This window comes from Ferrimonas sp. (assembly GCF_048263965.1).
In the GTDB taxonomy this organism is placed as follows: domain Bacteria; phylum Pseudomonadota; class Gammaproteobacteria; order Enterobacterales; family Shewanellaceae; genus Ferrimonas.
This window is the reverse complement of the sequence record NZ_JBLXDO010000011.1, coordinates 100,289-116,453: the sequence shown is the minus strand read 5'-3', so window position 1 is coordinate 116,453 and position 16,165 is coordinate 100,289. Positions and strand designations below refer to the sequence as shown.

Sequence of the window (16,165 nt, the reverse complement as noted above, 5' to 3'; positions counted from 1 at the left end):
CCAGGGATTCGATGATTTCCGCCCAGGCCCCCCTGGTGGTGTTGACCTGGTGTGGGCAGGTAAAGGGATCAGCTCAATGGAAAGTTTTAAAGATAAACTGAAAAACTACAACAAAATCAAGCTGGACCAGGTCTGGGTAGTGGTGGATGAGGATTACCCCCTGAATGAAGATCAAGTGGTGGAGTTGACCGAGTATCTGACTCAGGCTCTGCTGAAGCGCCTCGAAGGTCACTTTACGCTGGTGGAGGAGGCCGATGCCCAGACCCTGAGGCTGAGTCTGGCATTGACCAACATCGAAACCCCCAACCCCATCTTGGCGGTCACCAGCACTCTGTTGCCTGTGGGGCTTGGGATCTCCACCCTGTCCAAGGTGGTGACCGGTGAACACACTAATGTGGGTGAAGGCACCGTGGAGCTGTTGGTGAGAGACGGTGCCACAGGTGAGCCTTTGGTGGCGGCCATCGACAGGCGTCAAGGCGATAAGGATTTGGATAACCTGGTGGATCCTATTGCCGGTATCAAGGGGGCCATCGACTGGTGGATCGAAAGATTGGGCCGAACCTTTCGGGAAAGTAACTGAAATACAACAAGGAAACTAAATTAGATACAGGTCGGGCTTTTCTTGTAACAGCGACGTTATATACTGGGCGGGTTTTAGGGGATCGGTATATGCGCATTCGTGTCTCTTGCTGGTCTGTTTCTTAGTCGAATTCTGAGAGTGGTCGGAATGAAAGAAGTTGCCTTCCGTTGGATAGATAAGTGGCTTATCCACCTGAACCTGAGAGAGAAATTTTACCTTCTGTTCCTGCTTCCCCTGATTACCCTGTTGTTTGCCGGTTGGGTCCTGACCCATCAATCCAACCAGTCACAGAAACTGGAAAGCCTGCAACAACAACAACTGGTGTCCCAACTGCTGAGTGCCGGCTCCGTTTCTGCCGACGAGGCCCGGACGCTGCTTAAAGAGAGTGGTTTGAGGGTCGAGGGGCAGGGCAGCAACTACCAGGTGGTTGCTGAACCTGAGTCTGGCCTGCTCAGCCAGGTGTCAGGCTGGCAGTGGACCCTGCTGGGTGCCCTGTTGCTGCTGAGCCTGATGACCAGTTACTACATCATGACCTTCATCGGCGGTGCCATGTTCAGTACCTATAAGGCGCTGAATAACCTGGCCGACGGCGATCTGGTGCAACGTCTGAACTACTTCCCGGTGAGGGATGAGTTCAGCCTGCTGGCGATCACCATCGATAAGGTGACCGAGCGGGAGCAGCAGCTGGTGCTGGAGATGAGGAACGCCGCCTCTTTGCTGACCAGTATCGGCAATGAGTTGGCGGCCATGAGCCAGCAGTCCGAGGTGCTGGCGGAAGATCAGCAGTCACAGATCGATGGTCTGGCTGGCGCCAGTGTCGAGATGGAAGCCTCCATTCGTGAAGTGGCCGCTCACTCCGAAGACTCCTCCACCCTGACCCAGGATGCCGCTCAGGCCTCCAACCAGGGCCAGCAGAAGGTGGACCAGACCCGTGGCGCCATCGCCGACCTGGCTCAGGAGATTGAACAGGCCCAGCGCGCCGTCACCGATCTGGATGCCAGCACTGTCGAGATTGGCAAGGTACTGACCACCATCAACGCCATCAGTGAGCAGACCAACCTGCTGGCGTTGAATGCCGCCATCGAGGCCGCCCGCGCCGGGGAGCAGGGGCGAGGCTTCGCCGTGGTGGCCGATGAGGTCCGCACCCTGGCCAGCAGCACTCAACAGGCGACCGTGGAGATCCAGGGAATGGTGGAAGGGTTGCAGAACCACAGCAAGGGGCTGCTGCAGGTGACCGAGAGCACGGTGAACAATGCCCACCAGAGCCAGGAACTGATGTCTGCGGTTCATGGTGAGATTGAGCAGATCAGCGGTCTGAATGTCACCATCTCCGATCGCAGCGCCGAGATTGCCGCCGCGGCAACTCAGCAGGGCAGTGTGGCCGCCGAGATCGCCGCCAGTCTTGAGCGGGTGCGTGCCCAGTCCCATGAGGTGGTGGGGATGATTCGCGACAGCGCCTCCAACGTGGAACGCATCGCTCAGCAGGCCACGGTGATTGAAGGCCTGGTGAAGGACCTCAAGGCGTAAAGCCACATCCTTGGGTCTGATGCCTTAACCAGATGAAAAAACCGGCCTGAGGCCGGTTTTTTTTATGGTGGTAGAACCATCTGATAACATAGCAATTAATGAACTGAGTTTACAAAGGAATTGTCATGCTAACCCTGCTGATGATGGCCGCAGCCCCCCAGATGACCGACATGGATGCCTGTTTGCTGAATGCGGTGAAAGAGTCCGTTGGCGACGTTACCGTAGCCGAGGTCAAGATCCTCTGCGAGGAGAAGCTGAATCCAGAGCGTGAGCTTCACGACAGTGCCCTGGATCACCGCATCGCCGAGGAGCGGATCAGCAACGCCTCTGATTTCAGTCTGACCGCCCATAAAAATAACTATGTGCTGCCCTTTACCTTCAACCAGACGCCGAATCAGGCGCCGTTCGACCCGGATGAGTTGCCCCTGCAGCACACAGAGATGAAGTTCCAGTTCAGTTTCAAGATGCCTCTGACGGTGCCTTTGCTGGATGACAGTGGTCGGCTGTTTTTCGCCTACACCAACCAGAGTTGGTGGCAGGCGTACAACAGTGAATACTCCGCGCCCTTCAGGGAAACCAACCATGAGCCGGAGCTGTTCTGGGTGCAGAGTGTCGACTGGCAGCTGGGAGATTGGCTGGTGCCCTTCTGGGTGCTGGGGATCAATCACCAGTCCAACGGTCAGAATGAGGAGAAGAGTCGCTCCTGGAACCGCATCATCGGCTCCCTGGTGTTTGAGAAGGATGACTGGACCGTATTGGCCCGAGCCTGGTACCGCCTGCCAGAGGATGAGAAGGAATCCCCCGAAGACTCCAAGGGGGATGACAACCCGGACATCCTCGATTACATGGGCTACGGAGAGCTTGGATTGGTTTACAAACACAACGACCATACCTTCAGCGGCCTGTTCCGCAACAACCTGGACTTCGATGAGAACCGTGGGGCGGTGGAGCTGGGGTGGAGCTTCCCCTTAGGCCGCAAGGTGCGTGGCTATGTGCAGTACTACTACGGCTATGGTGAGAGCCTCATCGACTATAACGTCCGCACCAACCGCATCGGTGTGGGCCTGGAGATGACCCCCATCCTCTAGGAGATCTCGACTTTGCTGACTGCCTTCGCGAGCCACCTTCGGGTGGCTCGATGCCATCTAGCTGATCTTAAGGTAATTCCCCCTCCAAAGCTGGCCAACTGGGCGTATACTCAATTCTAAGGCACCAACAATGGCTCAGGATTGGGGCACACTCAAATACCCGTATCCGGGCGTCGTCGGTGCAAACCCGTAGCCTGTTCAGCTAAGGTACTGATTAGCTGACTACAATCAGCTTCATTTTTGCCAGGGAGAGGATGGGAGATGAGAATTTGTACTGTGGCGCTGGCGTTGATGCTGGCGGGAGGCGCCTGGGCCGGTGAGGAGGTGGAGCGCAGCCCCATCACCAACAGTCGTTGGGAGGAACTCTCCCTGCCCCCGGATGTGTATGACAACCCCTATGCCGTTTCCCTGTTCAGTGCCCCCAATGGTGAGGACAGGGCGCGTTTGTGGTCTCAAACCAAATCTGTGGCTGCCTACGGCGTGGGTGTGGCCGGCTTTATCGCTTTGCTTCCGGAGGACATCTCCAACTGGGAGCGGGACGACATCGGCCTGTTTGATAAGTGGTGGGACAACGTCGCAGACGGCCCGGTCTGGGACCGGGATGTCTGGTACATCAACTACATCGGCCACCCCTATTTTGGCGGTGTCTACTATCAGGTGGCCCGCAAATCGGGCTATCGCCAGTGGGACGCCTTCGTTTACTCCTTCCTGATGTCCACCTTCTACTGGGAGTATGGCCTGGAGGCCTTTGCCGAGATCCCGGCGATTCAGGATCTGGTGGTGACACCGGTGCTGGGCTGGGTCTACGGCGAATGGGCCTTCAACAAGGAGCAGGAGATCTGGGCCAACGGTGGCAAGGTGTGGGGCTCTGAGGGCTGGGGCAGCACTGCGCTGTTCTTCCTGGATCCGGTGGACAGCATCGGCCGGGGCATCAATAACCTGGTGGGACGCCAGTTGATCAAGGCGGGCACCGGTTATGTGACCCTCAATGAACTCACCATGGCCGATGGCGGCACCGACACCCAGGTGCAGTTGCAGCTCAGGTACCGTTTCGGAGGCGGTGACGAGGGGATGAGGCCACCTAAAGCCGGCTACATGCCCAGTGATGACCCCGTGGACACCGGCATTGTCGGTCTGACCCTGGGCAGCACCTGGGTAGAACCGGACAGCAAGTGGGGCGTCAAAGCCGGTCCGGCAGCGGTGATGACCCTGGGGCTCTATTTTACCCCGAGTTTCTCCACCCGCTTGAGCTATGCCCGGGGGGACCTGGATGAGAAGGGCAGTGGCAAGCAGCTGACCTACGAGAACTACAGCCTGGATACTCAGTACTACTTCATGGCAGATCAGGCTCTGCGCCCCTACGTCATCGGCGGCTTCGGCGAGACCATGTGGGAGCAGGACAGGGACAGGAAGACCTTCCAGGTGAATGGCGGGGCCGGGTTGCACTGGCGCTGGCATGCCAACTGGGCGTTGCAGGGGCAGTGGCGTGCCTTTCACAGCACCAGTACCTCCACCACGGACTCCATGGCCGAGCTGCAACTGGTGTACCGTTTTGGTGGCGGAGAGCGATAGCAGGCCGGCGAGGAGTCAGGATCAAAAAGCCCGGCATCTGCCGGGCTTTTGATTATTTGGCGTTGAGGAAGGCGAAGCCTGTGGTGAAGGCCGCTTCCTGGAACTGCTTGAGTCCCACGTCCTTGGTGCTGACCTCAAGAGGCGTGCGTTTCAGGCTCTCTTTGATGGCGGTGTTGGTCACGACCTGGGCATCCGCACCGTCAATCAGCTGAATCGCCGCTTCCATCTTGAAGCCTGCGGAGCTGCCGGCAAATTTGCCTTTGGTGGGGCGTTCGCGAATCACCACCTTATCCACCTGGTAATCGCTCAACAGTTTGGCAAACTCGCTCTGGAAGGCGTGCAGCGCCTTGGTGCCCTGGATGTCGGTCAGGGTCAGTTTGCGGGCCCGGCAATCGGGTACGTTAAACAGTCCCTTCTCCAGTGCCAGGATGCAGATAATGGCTTCGTTGCTCTTCAGTTCTACGGCGCAGATTCTCATCGATTCCTCAGGTGTCCCCAGTGATGGCTAGATCGGCGGCCAGTATAGTGGATTCAGCGCCGCTTCGGGAGGGGGATTCTTGCCTGCCCTCTTTCTTTGGGGAAGAAATGGACAGGGGGCCGGGTCTGGCAAACAGGAATCCCTGCATCCGGGTGATGCCGTGGTCCAACAGATAGAGACGCTGCTCCTCGGTCTCCACCCCTTCGGCGATCACTTCAATCTCCAGACGGTTGGCCAATTGCAGGATGGAGTCCAGCACCGGCTGAGGATCATGGCGGTGCATGATCGCCTGGATAAAGCTGCGGTCCACCTTCAGATAATCAGGTTGAAACACCTTGAGGCTGGCCAGGCCGTTGTGACCGGTGCCGAAGTCGTCGATGGCCACTTTAAAGCCACGCTGGCGGATGTTGTACAGGGTGCGCTGAAAGGGCCGGGAGTGGAAATCCAGCACCTCTCGCTCGGTGATCTCCACCACCATCTGCCAGGGTTCAATGCCTATCTGCCGGGCTAGGTGCTCCAGGAAGTCTCCCAGACTGCGTTTCTCTGTGAGCAACTGCTGGCCCGCCAGGTTGATACTCAAATAGCCGTGCTGGAGTGGCTGATACTGGCATTGGGGGGCCATCTCATAGAGCAGGCGGTCCAGTTGCTGGTGGTACTCCAGCATGGGAATGAACTCATCTGGTGGGACCTCTCCCAGTTGAGGGTGGCTCCAGCGTGCCAGCATCTCGTGACCCAGCACCCTTTTGTCCCGGCCATCCACTATGGGCTGGAATACCGGGTAGATCTCCCGGTTGCTGAAGGTGTCCAGCAGATCCTCGGGGTGCAGTCCCTGGTAGCTGCGCCAATAGAGCAGCAGCATGGTCACCAGTATGGAGAACACCAGCGTCAGTGGTAGCCCCAGAGACAGATCTCGCTTCAGATAGAGGGTCAGGTGCTGGGGATCGAGTGTCAAACTGATGGAGAGGGGACCGCGCTGTTCACTGTAGTGCTGGGATAACCAGTTCTGTTTCGCCTCTCCCAGAGAGACAATGGCCTGCTCTTTATAGTTGAGGGTGATCCTGGCGTTACTGAGCAGTTCGGGCTCGGGAAACAGCAGTGCCATCATCCGCCGACTCTTGGTGATGCCAAACAGGTAGCGACTGCCGCCCAGGTGAATAGCCATCATCTGATAGGCCTGAAGGTGGTGGCTGACGTGTTTCATCCAGCTCGGTCCCTGTCCTTCGAGCAGCATCTGGTAGGCGGTAGTGGGGGCGATGATCAGATCTTCATCACGGCAAAACCCCTCTTCGTCACTCATGGTGGCCAGGTAATCAAAGAAGTGGGAGAGCTCTGCCTGGCGCTTCAATTCCAGTTCCGAGGAGGCGTCACACATGCCCCAGGGGATGCGCCCAGCCAACAGCTTCAGCTCCTGCTCACTCTGGTTGTAGTAGGCATCGAACATTGACAGGCCGAGATTCAGGCGGGAGTTGATGTTGTTGGTGTGGGTCATCAGGCTCAGTGAGAGGCTGAACAGTACGCCCACGAGCAGGCAGAGGAAGAAGTATCGCCAACCCAGTCGGATGAAGCGCCCAAGCTGCCACCTGAATTTGCTCATAAACAGGTTATGGTCCTGACTGATCCCAGAAGATGGCTTCAACTTATCACACTTTGTCTTAAAAAAACTGAATGGATACAGATATGTGGGCGATATGTGAACGGTTTTGGCCAGAGTTTACTTAAGCTTAAAATTCACTCCAGACACCGCTATTCCGCACCAGAGCCACCGAACTTGCTCTGGCTCACAGCGATTGAGAGTTCGCAAAGCCCGTCACGCCGGGGATGAGACCGGTTCAGGGCCCTGATCCACCTTCTCAAATGACATCCATTCTTATTGCTATAGTTGGTGGACTTGGTTCACGAATGCTGTTCATGGCTAGGGTCGCATTTTAACGGCCCGTTAAATAAATAACCTTTCCCTTTGTAGTGGAAATTTGGACCTTCGCCCTATCTCAAAAGGAATACCACCTAAGGGGTATGGTTAGGCTGAGGCCAAAAAAACAACATCTAAATCAATGAAGCGCAAAACGACATAGGTGAAGACCTTGAGTGAGACGGTGCATATAAGTGGATTGGTAGTGAGCTGTGTGGCGGAACTTGAAGGGGCGGTCATTCCGGCCCTGACCGAGATCCCCGGCTGTGAACTGCACACCAAGACTGACGAAGGCAAGCTGGTGGTGACCCTGGAGCGAGACAGCCAGGCCAGCACCAGCGACGCCATTGAAGCGATATCGGCCATTGAAGGGGTGATGAACACTGCTTTGGCCTATCACAGGGTAGAACAACTCTAAAATATCAAGAGGATGATATGAGCTTGAACAGACGCGAGTTTATCAAAGCCAATGCCGCAGTGGCCGCCGCCACCGCCGCAGGTGCCATCTTGCCTGTGTCCACCGTCAATGCGGCACAGGGCAAGGACGATCTGGAGTGGGGCAAGGCACCCTGCCGTTTCTGTGGTGTAGGTTGTTCCATCATGGTGGGCACCAAGGACAACAAGGTGATCGCCACCCGTGGTAATCCAGACTCCCCTGTGAACAAGGGCATGGCCTGTGCTAAAGGCTACTACCTGTCCAAGATCATGTACGGCAAGGATCGCCTGACCACTCCTCTGCTGCGCATGAGGGGCGGTGAGTACGCCAAAGACGGTGAGCTGACCCCGGTATCCTGGGATCGCGCCTATGAGATCATGGCTGAGAAGTGGAAAGCCTCTCTGAAGAAGAAGGGCCCAAGCTCCGTCGGCATGTTCGGCTCCGGCCAATGGACCGTATGGGAAGGCTACGCTGCCGTTAAGATGATGAAGGCGGGCTTCCGTTCCAACAACATCGATCCTAACGCCCGTCACTGTATGGCCTCTGCCGTAGTGGGCTTCCTGCGCGCCTTCGGCATCGATGAGCCCATGGGCTGTTACGACGATATCGAGCACGCCGATGACTTCGTGATGTGGGGTTCCAACGCCGCCGAAGCACACCCGATCCTGTGGAACCGTGTTACCGACCGTCGCCTGGGCCACCCTGGCGCCAAGATCCACGCCATCTCCACCTACCGCAACCGCTGTTTCGACATTGCGGACAACGGCCTGATCTTCAAGCCTCAGACCGACCTGATCCTGCTGAACTACATCGCCAACTACATCATTGAGAATGGCGCGGTAAACAAGGACTTCGTCAACAAGCACACCAAGTTTGCCATGGCGACCACCGACATCGGTTACGGCCTGCGTCCTGATCACCCACGTGAGAAGGAAGCCAAGAACCAGAAGTCCGCGAAGAAGATGACCCCCATCAGCTTCGACGAGTACGCCAAGTTCCTGAGCACCTACACCCTGGAGTACACCGTTGAGCAGACCGGCGTAGACGCCGACGCTCTGGTGAACATCGCCAAGGCCTACGCCGACCCTAAGCGCAAGGTGATGAGCATGTGGTGTATGGGTGCCAACCAGCACGTTCGTGGTGTGTGGGTGAACAACTCCATCTACAACATCCACCTGCTGACCGGCAAGATCTCCGAGCCCGGCAACAGCCCATTCTCCCTGACCGGTCAGCCTTCCGCCTGTGGTACTGCCCGTGAAGTGGGCACCTTCGCCCACCGTCTGCCAGCAGACATGGTGGTGATGAAGAAGCCTCACCGCGACATAACCGAGAAGCGCTGGGCCGTGCCTGAAGGCACCATCCCTGCCAAGCCTGGCTACCACGCGGTACTGCAGAGCCGCATGCTGAAAGATGGCAAGCTCAACTGCTACTGGACTCAGGTCACCAACAACCTGCAAGCCGGCCCCAACATCAACGAAGAGACTCTGCCTGGTTTCCTGAACCCAGAGAACTTCATCGTGGTGTCCGACGCCTACATGACCGTCACCGCTTCCATGGCTGATCTGGTGCTGCCTACCGCCATGTGGGTGGAGAAAGAGGGTGCCTACGGTAACGCCGAGCGTCGTGGTCAGTACTGGCACCAGCTGGTTAAGCCGGTTCCCGGCGCCCGCTCCGACGTGCTGCAGGTGGTTGAGTTCTCCAAGTACTTCAAGATGGAAGAGGTATGGCCTGAAGAGCTGTTGGCTCAGAAGCCTGAGTACCGCGGCAAGACCATGTTCGACGTGCTGTTCGGTAACGGCGTGGTGGACAAGTTCCCCGTATCCGACTGCAAGGGCAAGCACAACGATGAGTCCGAGGCTCTGGGCTTCTATCTGCAGAAGGGCTTGTTCGAGGAGTACGCTGCCTTTACCCGTGGTCACAAGCACGACCTGGGTGAGTTTGACGAGTACTTCGGCGAAGGGATGCGCTGGCCTGTGATTGACGGCAAAGAGACCCTGTGGCGCTTCAAGGAGGGCCTGGATCCTCTGGTTAAGCCTGGCACCGGTTTTGAGTTCTACGGCAAGCCTGACGGTAAGGCGATGATCATCGCCAACCCCTATGAGGGCCCGGCGGAGGAGCTGACCGAGCAGTACGATATGTGGCTGTGTACCGGTCGTGTACTGGAGCACTGGCATACCGGCACCATGACCGGCCGCGTCGACGAACTGAACAAGGCCTACCCTAACGCCAAGATCTACATGAGCGACAAGGACGCAGCCAAGCGCGGCCTCAAGCGTGGCGATGAGGTGATGGTTAGCAGCCCGCGTGGCGCTGTACGCACCCGCATCGAGACCAAGGGTCGTTACGAGATGCCAGAAGGCGTGGTGTTTATGCCCTTCTGTGACGCTCGTCAGCTGGTGAACAAGCTGCTGCTGGATGCCACCGACCCCATGTCCAAAGAGACCGACTTCAAGAAGTGTCCGGTTCAGGTAGTCAAGGCTTAATCGATTAGGGAAGGGGCCGTTCGTCGGCCCCTATGGAGAGACCAATGAAAGCAAAAATTCTTATGGTAGCAGCGGCCCTGATCGTGGCCGGATGTCAAATGAATGCCGCCGAGGAGGCTCAGAACACCGCTGAGTCCCGTCGCGGAGAGGTTGCGGTAGACACCCAGGTGCCCGCCGCGCCTATCGCCAACTATCCCAAGAAGCAGGTTGTGGATGAGGTGTTTGCCGGCCAGCCGCCGCTGATCCCTCATAAGGCGACCTACCCAATCACCCTGAAGCGCAATGGCTGCATGAGCTGCCACAAGCCCAAGAAGCAAACCCTGCCAGTCAGCCACACCGACAATGGCAAGCTGAAGGGTCAGCTGTATCAGTGTAAAGCTTGCCACGTGCCTCAGGCCGACAACGTTGGCACTCTCGCCAACCAGTAACACCCAAAAATAATAAAGACGGGGCGGCCCACCGCCCCGCGTTTTGTCAAAACAGGAGACGACAATGAAACTACGCTACCTGGCCACCGTAACTGCCCTGGCCCTTTCCTCTGCCGCCGTGGCAGCCGAGCCCGCGTCCATCGCCGACGCGGTTGCTGAAGGCTCCGTTAAGCTGGATGCCCGTCTGCGCTACGAAAATGTCAGCCAGGACAACGCTCTGAAAGACGCCGACGCCCTGACCCTGCGCACTCGCCTGACTCTGGAGACCGCTGCTTACCAGGGGCTGTCTGCTCTGGTTGAGTTTGAAGACTCCCGCGATGCCTTCGGCATCAACGACTACAACGACAAGATTGGCAACAATCCCGACTACTCCGTCATCGCCGATCCTAACACCACCGAGCTGGATCAGGCTTTCCTGCGTTATCAGCGCGGCATGTTCAAGGGTACCCTGGGTCGTCAGGTTGTGACCATGGACAACCACCGTTTCGTTGGCCACGTTGGCTGGCGTCAGGACCGCCAGACCTTCGATGCGGTCAACCTGTTGCTGACCCCTGCCAAGGACCTGTCCCTGAACTACGTCTACATCAACCAGCGTAACCGTATCTTCGCCGAAGAGAAGGACGTGGATTCCAAGGACCACCTGATCAACGTTGGCTACAAGACTGGCTTCGGCAAGCTGAGCGCCTACGCCTACCTGCTGGAAGTGGATAACAACACCACCAACGGCATCGACACCTATGGTGTTCGCTTCGCCGGTGGCGCCAAGCTGGCCAACACTCCTGTTAAATATCAGCTGGAGTACGCCACTCAGGAAAACAAGGCCAACGACTTCGAGGCGGATTACTACCTGATCGAGGGTGCCGCCACCTTCGGCGGCGTGACTGCCAAGCTGGGCTACGAGGTTCTGGGTTCCGACAACGGCCAGTACGGCTTCGCCACTCCTCTGGCGACCCTGCACAAGTTCAACGGCTGGGCCGACATGTTCCTGACTACCCCGGATGCCGGTCTGGTTGATCTGTACGCCGGCGTATCCGGTAAGGCTCTGGGCGGCAAATTCGCTGCTGTTTATCACGACTTCAGCGCCGACGAAAGCGTAGCCGGTGACGACTTCGGTAGCGAAATCGACCTGAGCTACACCACCAAGGTGGCCAAGAACTACACCCTGGGTGTGAAGTACGCCATGTACGATGCCGGTGACATCAAGGTGGACACCGACAAGCTGTGGGTATGGGCCAGCGCCAGTTTCTAAACATCCTGCCCCTGTAATGGAGCACAAAGTGAAGGAGGACTCGAATGAGTCCTCCTTTTTTTATCTGTCTCAATGACGCCTCAGGCGATGGCTGGCTGGGGCTGAGGGCAGCTGTCATGCCAGTGGGTCGGCCTTCCAAACAGGTAGCCCTGCATACTGGTCACGCCTCGCTCCAGCAGGAAAAGACGTTGGGCGTCGGTCTCCACGCCCTCGGCGATCACCTCCACCTTCATCTTGCGGGCCAACTGGATGATGGCATCCAGTACTGGCTTCTGGATCGCTTCGCCGCTGACGGTGTGCACATAGCTCTTGTCTATCTTGATCACATCCGGCGAGAAGGTGCGCAGGCAGGCGATGCCGTTGTGGCCGGTACCGAAGTCATCGAAAGCCAGTTTGAAGCCGGCGTGACGCAAGATGGCCAGGGTTTCCTGCAGTTGCGGGCAGTCATAATCCAGGGCGTGACGCTCGGTGATCTCCACCATCAGCCTGTCCGGGCCTATTCCCAGACGGTGACAGATCTCCAGCAGGAAGCTCAGCGGATCCCTAAGCCCCTGGGTGAGCTGCTCTCCTGAGAGGTTGATGCTCAGGTAGGCGGTGCTGGGCAGCTTGCCACGGGCCTGGTCCGCCAGGGAGAGCAGCAGCCTGTCCAGCAGACCGTGCTGCTCCATCATCGGAATGAAGGTGTCTGGGGTGATCATTCCCAGGGTCGGGTGGGTCCAGCGGGCCATCATCTCGAACCCCTTTACCCGGCCATTGCCGCCGTGGACTATGGGCTGGAACACCGGGCCAATCTCGCCGCGGCGCAGCGCCATGGTCAGATCATCCACCAAGACGCCCTGATGGCTGCGGCGCCGAATCATCAGTACCGGCAGGAGTACGCCCAGGGCCAGGGAGAGGGGCAGGCTGTAGGTAAGCCAGCGGCGCCAGTGATCGCCGCTGAACAGCAGGGCCATCATCTGCACCCTGACTTTACCCTGGGCCAGGCTGGTTTGCAGGCTGAGCCAGGGCACCTGAGTCAGGTTATCCCTGGTGTAGAACAGCCGCTGGTCCACCTGAATCTGGAGGCGCCTGATGAAGTTCCTGTCCCTGGGGGTCACCAACCGATCCAGCAGGTGGGAGGATTTGGCTACGCCAATAAGGTAGCGCCCCGGAGCCTGTTCCAGCACGAACAGTTGGTAGGGGGTCAGGGTGCTGTCATCGAAGGAGAGCCACAGGGGCCCTGGATGGGTCGAGATCAGCTGACCAACCTGAACCGGATAGAGTGGATTGGTGGCACTGCGGCAGTAGCCTCCCTCGTTGCTGAGATAGGCAAAGTGGTCGAATACATCGGAGTGGATGGCCGCTTCGGTGAGTCGAAATTCTGCAGTGGCGTCACAGGCGCCGGGAGCCAGCTCATGGCCCAGGGTGGTCAGGGCGTCAATGCCGCGATTCAGGAAGCTGTCGGTGGCCACGACCACCTCCTCTGCCCGATCATTCAGCCGTTCGCTTAGGGCGAGGCTGCCCGCCATGGCCACCCCCAGCAGACAGATCAACTGAATCAGAATAAACCATCGCCATCCATGACGAATGTAGCGTCCGAGCTGCCATCTTATTTGAATCATTATGGTCCTGGCACAGGCAGAAACTGGTGAGATCCCAAAAAGTGACAAAAATGTAGCAAAATCCCGGCTTCCTTTAAACCGCCGAACCCGGGAAGCGCGGGCGTTTGCGCGCGTATTTCGGGCAAGGTATTGAAATGTTGGTTAATAAAAATTTTGCGTTGAACGGAGGAATTCGGGGGGATCGTCGACCTGGCGGGAGAAAAAAAAAGGGGGCCGAAGCCCCCAAGTGACTAGTAAGCGTCTTTATGTACATTGGCAACGGCGCGACCTGAAGGGTCGGCCATGGCGGAAAAGCTCTTGTCCCAGGCCAGGGCCTCGGGGGTAGAGCAGGCGACGGACTTGCCGCCGGGTACACAGCGGGCAGAGGCCTCGCCGGGGAAATGCTGCTCGAACAGGGTACGGTAGAAATACCCCTCTTTGGTGTCCGGGGTGTTGACCGGGAAGCGGAAGTGGGCGTTTTGCAGATCCTGGTCGCTCACCTGGGCTTCGGCGTGCTCCTTGAGGGTGTCGATCCAGGAGTAGCCGACACCGTCACTGAACTGCTCCTTCTGACGCCAGGCGACGGACTCCGGCAGATAGTGGGCAAAGGCCTCCCGCAGAATCTGTTTCTCAATGCGCCCACCGGTAATGGTCTTGGTGGTGGGGTTCTGGCGCATCGCCACATCCACAAACTCCTTGTCCAGGAAGGGCACCCGGGCTTCGATGCCCCAGGCGGCCATCGCCTTGTTGGCCCGCAGGCAGTCGAACTGGTGCAGTTTGTGGATCTTGCGCACCAACTCTTCGTGAAAGGCCTGGGCACTGGGGGCCTTATGGAAGTAGAGGTAGCCGCCGAACAGTTCGTCGGCCCCTTCACCTGAGAGCACCATCTTGATCCCCATGGCTTTGATCTTTCTGGCCATCAGGTACATGGGGGTGGAGGCGCGGATGGTGGTGACGTCGTAGGTCTCCAGGTGGTAGATGACGTCGGTCAGGGCGTCAATCCCCTCCTGAATGGTAAAGGTGACCTGGTGATGAACGGTACCGATGTGGGCGGCCACCTCGGCGGCAGCGGCCAGGTCCGGCGATCCCTCGAGGCCGACGGCGAAGGAGTGCAACTGTGGCCACCAGGCGGGGCTGGCCTCATCCTCTTCGATGCGGCGGGCGGCGTATTTCTTTGCCAGGGCCGAGGTGATGGAGGAATCCAGACCGCCGGAGAGCAGGACGCCGTAGGGTACGTCCGACATCAGCTGGCGCTTCACCGCCTCTTCCAGAGCCTGGCGCAGAGTGGCGCTGTCCGCCGGGTTGTCTGCCACGGCACTGTGCTGTTGCCAGTCGCGCTGGTAGTAGGTCACCGGCTCCTCCTGCCAGCTTGCCTGATAGCGCCCGGGAAGGAACTCCTCTATCTGGCGACATTGAGGCACCAGGGCTTTCATCTCGGAGGCCACGTAGAAGTTGCCTGAGGCGTCGAACCCAGTGTAGAGGGGGATGATGCCGATGTGGTCCCGACCGATGAGGTAGCGTTGCTTGGCCTTGTCCCACAGTACGAAGGCAAAGATGCCGTTGAGGCGATCGAGAAACTGTTCGCCGTACTTGCGATACAGGGCGAGGATCACCTCACAGTCGGAACCGGTCAGAAATTCATATTCCGCTTCCAGCTCCTGGCGCAGCTCTCTGTGGTTGTAGATCTCGCCATTGACCGCCAGCACCAGATCACCCTCTTTGCTGTAGAGGGGCTGGGCACCGTTATCGATGTCGACGATGGCCAGTCGCTCATGGACCAGGATCGCCTGGTCATCGCAGTAGATTCCGGACCAGTCGGGGCCGCGATGACGCATCTTTTTTGACTGGCTCAGTGCCAGGGTACGCAATTCGGAGGCTGGAGTTTTCAGGTCCAGGATACCAAAGATACTGCACATTGTTGGTTCACTCCGTGGTGGGTACAGGGTCAGACTCAGACCACATTGCCACTCTTTGGCGCGTTTGCCAACTGCATGTATAGTCACTGTAAATGAATTGATAATCGGCCGCGCCGGTCGGCGCGGCCATTAAGACTCAGCCGATGGTGCGCTTCAGCTGTTCCAGCAGGGTGGGCAGGGAGGTGCCATCGTCCCAGCTCAGGCTCTTGTAGCTGTCGCCACGGAAGGCTCGGTCCACTTCTATCAGGGCATTCATGCGGTTGCCCTGGGGGACGAAGGAGACCTCCACTTCGCGCACACCGAACAGGTTCATGCCGTCGGGGACAAATTCCAGCTCCTGGTACGCGCCACTTTGGGAGCTGAAGCCGGCGCCGTTGAGGTGGCCGCGCTCGACGTCCGCTTTATGCAGCTGATAGCCGGCCTGCTCCATGGCGGCCAACAGGGTTTCCATCGCCGGGGTGGGGGCCACGGCCAGCATGTCCCGGTCGGAGGGATCGATGGCCAGATCCACCTCGAGTCCGGTCTGCAGCCACACCTTGCTCTGGTTGCGGCGGCCGCCGACCGTGGTGATGGGGGTTTCCGGGTGAAGCACGGCCTCGAAGGGCAGCTCATAGGTCTGGCCCGCTTCGATGGTCATCTTTTCGCTCAGGCGCCAGCTTTCCAGAGCCACATGCTGGTAGACGGTGGAGTCGTCCACCTCTGCCTTGGCTTCGGTCACCAGAGTCAGAGACAGCCCAGAGATCTCCTGGTCTACGTCGCCGCCTTTGATCACTATGGTGGCGGAGAAGGGGTGACCGGGCATCATCACATCCTGATGCAGCTGGGTGTCCACCTTGGCGGCGCCGATACCTACGGACGCCAGCAGTTTCTTAAGCATGGTTGTTCCTCAATCGTTCTGTTGGCCACCGTCATTGGCGGC

At 58.3% G+C, this 16,165-nt stretch carries 13 protein-coding genes; 8 read left to right on the top strand and 5 right to left on the bottom strand.

Annotated elements, in window-relative coordinates:
* Positions 1–76: 76 nt before the first annotated feature.
* The 4 genes from ACN0RV_RS11705 (at position 77) to ACN0RV_RS11690 (ending at position 4,767) form a co-directional block, all read left to right on the top strand.
* Positions 77–580, top strand: a complete 504-nt coding sequence (locus ACN0RV_RS11705) for a DUF3313 domain-containing protein (protein ID WP_417347774.1) — start codon at positions 77–79, stop codon at positions 578–580.
* A 147-nt stretch (positions 581–727) separates the two neighbouring features.
* Positions 728–2,107 (top strand): methyl-accepting chemotaxis protein, encoded by a 1,380-nt coding sequence (locus ACN0RV_RS11700; protein ID WP_417347773.1) that lies wholly within the window; start codon positions 728–730, stop codon positions 2,105–2,107.
* Positions 2,108–2,232: 125 nt separating this feature from the next.
* A complete protein-coding gene (locus tag ACN0RV_RS11695; protein WP_417347772.1) occupies positions 2,233–3,195 on the top strand; it encodes a phospholipase A in 963 nt (320 codons plus the stop codon).
* A gap of 261 nt (positions 3,196–3,456) precedes the next feature.
* Positions 3,457–4,767, top strand: a complete 1,311-nt coding sequence (locus ACN0RV_RS11690) for a DUF3943 domain-containing protein (protein ID WP_417347771.1) — start codon at positions 3,457–3,459, stop codon at positions 4,765–4,767.
* 52 nt (positions 4,768–4,819) lie between these two features.
* On the opposite strand, the gene ACN0RV_RS11685 is transcribed toward ACN0RV_RS11690, so the two are convergent.
* Together ACN0RV_RS11685 and ACN0RV_RS11680 are read right to left on the bottom strand one after the other, a co-directional pair.
* Positions 4,820–5,245, bottom strand: coding sequence for a DUF3010 family protein (locus ACN0RV_RS11685; RefSeq protein WP_417347770.1), 426 nt, complete (start codon positions 5,243–5,245; stop codon positions 4,820–4,822).
* A 7-nt stretch (positions 5,246–5,252) separates the two neighbouring features.
* Entirely contained in the window at positions 5,253–6,839 is a 1,587-nt protein-coding gene (locus ACN0RV_RS11680; protein WP_417347769.1) for an EAL domain-containing protein, read from the bottom strand.
* Between the two features lie 487 nt (positions 6,840–7,326).
* Between ACN0RV_RS11680 and ACN0RV_RS11675 the strand changes: the two genes are divergently transcribed.
* The 4 genes from ACN0RV_RS11675 (at position 7,327) to ACN0RV_RS11660 (ending at position 11,750) form a co-directional block, all read left to right on the top strand.
* Positions 7,327–7,572, top strand: coding sequence for a chaperone NapD (locus tag ACN0RV_RS11675; protein ID WP_417347768.1), 246 nt, complete (start codon positions 7,327–7,329; stop codon positions 7,570–7,572).
* 17 nt (positions 7,573–7,589) lie between these two features.
* Positions 7,590–10,073, top strand: coding sequence for a nitrate reductase catalytic subunit NapA (gene napA, locus ACN0RV_RS11670; RefSeq protein WP_417347767.1), 2,484 nt, complete (start codon positions 7,590–7,592; stop codon positions 10,071–10,073).
* Between the two features lie 44 nt (positions 10,074–10,117).
* Entirely contained in the window at positions 10,118–10,501 is a 384-nt protein-coding gene (locus ACN0RV_RS11665; RefSeq protein ID WP_417347766.1) for a nitrate reductase cytochrome c-type subunit, read from the top strand.
* Positions 10,502–10,565: 64 nt separating this feature from the next.
* Positions 10,566–11,750: an alginate export family protein gene (locus ACN0RV_RS11660; RefSeq protein WP_417347765.1), complete on the top strand. Its 1,185-nt coding sequence runs from the start codon at positions 10,566–10,568 to the stop codon at positions 11,748–11,750.
* Positions 11,751–11,830: 80 nt separating this feature from the next.
* On the opposite strand, the gene ACN0RV_RS11655 is transcribed toward ACN0RV_RS11660, so the two are convergent.
* From ACN0RV_RS11655 to ACN0RV_RS11645, 3 genes are all read right to left on the bottom strand, one after another.
* Positions 11,831–13,351: an EAL domain-containing protein gene (locus ACN0RV_RS11655; RefSeq protein WP_417347764.1), complete on the bottom strand. Its 1,521-nt coding sequence runs from the start codon at positions 13,349–13,351 to the stop codon at positions 11,831–11,833.
* A gap of 230 nt (positions 13,352–13,581) precedes the next feature.
* Complete coding sequence (gene asnB, locus ACN0RV_RS11650; protein WP_417347763.1) at positions 13,582–15,246, bottom strand: asparagine synthase B; 1,665 nt, start codon at positions 15,244–15,246, stop codon at positions 13,582–13,584.
* A 136-nt stretch (positions 15,247–15,382) separates the two neighbouring features.
* Positions 15,383–16,123: a sporulation protein gene (locus ACN0RV_RS11645; protein ID WP_417347762.1), complete on the bottom strand. Its 741-nt coding sequence runs from the start codon at positions 16,121–16,123 to the stop codon at positions 15,383–15,385.
* Positions 16,124–16,165: the final 42 nt, after the last annotated feature.

Bases quoted from the DNA above. Each gene is read 5' to 3' on its own strand.
- ACN0RV_RS11705 (WP_417347774.1), top strand. From the start codon at position 77: ATGGAAAGTTTTAAAGATAAACTGAAAAACTACAACAAAATCAAGCTG.
- ACN0RV_RS11700 (WP_417347773.1), top strand. From the start codon at position 728: ATGAAAGAAGTTGCCTTCCGTTGGATAGATAAGTGGCTTATCCACCTG.
- ACN0RV_RS11695 (WP_417347772.1), top strand. From the start codon at position 2,233: ATGCTAACCCTGCTGATGATGGCCGCAGCCCCCCAGATGACCGACATG.
- ACN0RV_RS11690 (WP_417347771.1), top strand. From the start codon at position 3,457: ATGAGAATTTGTACTGTGGCGCTGGCGTTGATGCTGGCGGGAGGCGCC.
- ACN0RV_RS11685 (WP_417347770.1), bottom strand. From the start codon at position 5,245: ATGAGAATCTGCGCCGTAGAACTGAAGAGCAACGAAGCCATTATCTGC.
- ACN0RV_RS11680 (WP_417347769.1), bottom strand. From the start codon at position 6,839: ATGAGCAAATTCAGGTGGCAGCTTGGGCGCTTCATCCGACTGGGTTGG.
- napA (WP_417347767.1), top strand. From the start codon at position 7,590: ATGAGCTTGAACAGACGCGAGTTTATCAAAGCCAATGCCGCAGTGGCC.
- ACN0RV_RS11665 (WP_417347766.1), top strand. From the start codon at position 10,118: ATGAAAGCAAAAATTCTTATGGTAGCAGCGGCCCTGATCGTGGCCGGA.
- ACN0RV_RS11660 (WP_417347765.1), top strand. From the start codon at position 10,566: ATGAAACTACGCTACCTGGCCACCGTAACTGCCCTGGCCCTTTCCTCT.
- ACN0RV_RS11655 (WP_417347764.1), bottom strand. From the start codon at position 13,351: ATGATTCAAATAAGATGGCAGCTCGGACGCTACATTCGTCATGGATGG.
- asnB (WP_417347763.1), bottom strand. From the start codon at position 15,246: ATGTGCAGTATCTTTGGTATCCTGGACCTGAAAACTCCAGCCTCCGAA.
- ACN0RV_RS11645 (WP_417347762.1), bottom strand. From the start codon at position 16,123: ATGCTTAAGAAACTGCTGGCGTCCGTAGGTATCGGCGCCGCCAAGGTG.